The following is a 2,299-nucleotide window of genomic DNA, read 5'->3' as shown; positions in this document are numbered from 1 at the left end:
AGTAAAACCCATCTGGGTTGTATGGTTAAGCCTCACGGGTCATTAGTACAAGTTAGCTCAACGCCTCACAACGCTTACACACCTTGCCTATCAACGTAGTAGTCTCCTACGGCCCTTTAGAGAGCTTAAAGCTCTAGGGATGACTCATCTTAGGGCTCGCTTCCCGCTTAGATGCTTTCAGCGGTTATCGATCCCGAACGTAGCTACCGGGCAATGCCATTGGCATGACAACCCGAACACCAGCGGTTCGTCCACTCCGGTCCTCTCGTACTAGGAGCAGCTCCCTTCAATCATCCAACGCCCACGGCAGATAGGGACCGAACTGTCTCACGACGTTCTGAACCCAGCTCGCGTACCACTTTAAATGGCGAACAGCCATACCCTTGGGACCGACTTCAGCCCCAGGATGTGATGAGCCGACATCGAGGTGCCAAACACCGCCGTCGATATGAACTCTTGGGCGGTATCAGCCTGTTATCCCCGGAGTACCTTTTATCCGTTGAGCGATGGCCCTTCCATTCAGAACCACCGGATCACTATGACCTACTTTCGTACCTGCTCGACGTGTATGTCTCGCAGTTAAGCTGGCTTATGCCATTGCACTAACCGTACGATGTCCGACCGTACTTAGCCAACCTTCGTGCTCCTCCGTTACTCTTTGGGAGGAGACCGCCCCAGTCAAACTACCCACCAGGCACTGTCCCGAACCCCGATTAGGGGCCGCGGTTAGAACATCAAAACTACAAGGGTGGTATTTCAAGATTGACTCCACTCAGACTAGCGTCCAAGCTTCAAAGTCTCCCACCTATCCTACACATGTAGGTTCAATGTTCAGTGCCAAGCTATAGTAAAGGTTCACGGGGTCTTTCCGTCTAGCCGCGGGTATACGGCATCTTCACCGCAATTTCAACTTCACTGAGTCTCGGCTGGAGACAGCGTGGCCATCATTACGCCATTCGTGCAGGTCGGAACTTACCCGACAAGGAATTTCGCTACCTTAGGACCGTTATAGTTACGGCCGCCGTTTACCGGGGCTTCGATCATGAGCTTCTCCGAAGATAACCCAATCAATTAACCTTCCGGCACCGGGCAGGCGTCATACCGTATACGTCATCTTGCGATTTTGCACAGTACTGTGTTTTTGATAAACAGTTGCAGCCACCTGGTATCTGCGACTGCCAACAGCTTAAGGAGCAAGTCCTATCACCGTCGGCAGCGTACCTTCTCCCGAAGTTACGGTACCATTTTGCCTAGTTCCTTCAGCCGAGTTCTCTCAAGCGCCTTGGTATTCTCTACCCGACCACCTGTGTCGGTTTGGGGTACGATCCCCACTAACCTGAAGCTTAGAAGATTTTCCTGGAAGTATGGCATCAACTACTTCATCACCTTAGTGACTCGTCATCAGTCCTCAGTCTTGCAATTAAATGCGTATTCCCGGATTTGCCTAAGAATACAACCTACCACCTTAAACGCGGACTACCAACGCCGCGCTAGCCTAGCCTTCTCCGTCTCTCCATCGCAGTTAGTGAAGGTACAGAAATATTAATCTGTTTCCCATCGATTACGCCTTTCGGCCTCACCTTAGGGGTCGACTCACCCTGCCCCGATTAACGTTGGACAGGAACCCTTGGTCTTTCGGCGAGGGAGTTTTTCACTCCCTTTATCGTTACTCATGTCAGCATTCGCACTTCTGATACGTCCAGTGTGGGTTACCCCTTCACCTTCAACCGCTTACAGAACGCTCCTCTACCGCGCACTTCTAATGAAATGCACCCGTAGCTTCGGTGGTATGTTTAGCCCCGTTAAATCTTCCGCGCAGGCCGACTCGACTAGTGAGCTATTACGCTTTCTTTAAATGATGGCTGCTTCTAAGCCAACATCCTAGCTGTCTGAGCCTTCCCACATCGTTTCCCACTTAACATACACTTTGGGACCTTAGCTGACGGTCTGGGTTGTTTCCCTTTTGACAACGGACGTTAGCACCCGCTGTCTGTCTCCCGAGTAGTACTCATTGGTATTCGGAGTTTGCAAAGGGTTGGTAAGTCGGGATGACCCCCTAGCCTTAACAGTGCTCTACCCCCAATGGTATTCGCTCGAGGCGCTACCTAAATAGCTTTCGAGGAGAACCAGATATCTCCGAGTTTGATTGGCCTTTCACCCCCAGCCACAAGTCATCCGCTCATTTTTCAACATAAGTCGGTTCGGTCCTCCAGTTGATGTTACTCAACCTTCAACCTGCCCATGGCTAGATCACTCGGTTTCGGGTCTACACCTTGCAACTAAACGCGCAGTTAACACT

The 2,299-nt window shown here is 51.2% G+C and carries 1 rRNA gene; it reads right to left on the bottom strand.

The features are described from left to right. Positions 1 to 21: 21 nt before the first annotated feature. Positions 22 to 2,299, bottom strand: a 23S ribosomal RNA gene (locus tag AAEZ02_RS21610); the annotation flags it as partial.

Source organism: Shewanella sp. T24-MNA-CIBAN-0130 (assembly GCF_040310185.1).
Lineage (GTDB): Bacteria > Pseudomonadota > Gammaproteobacteria > Enterobacterales > Shewanellaceae > Shewanella > Shewanella psychromarinicola.
This window is presented reverse-complemented; position numbering and strand designations above follow the sequence as displayed.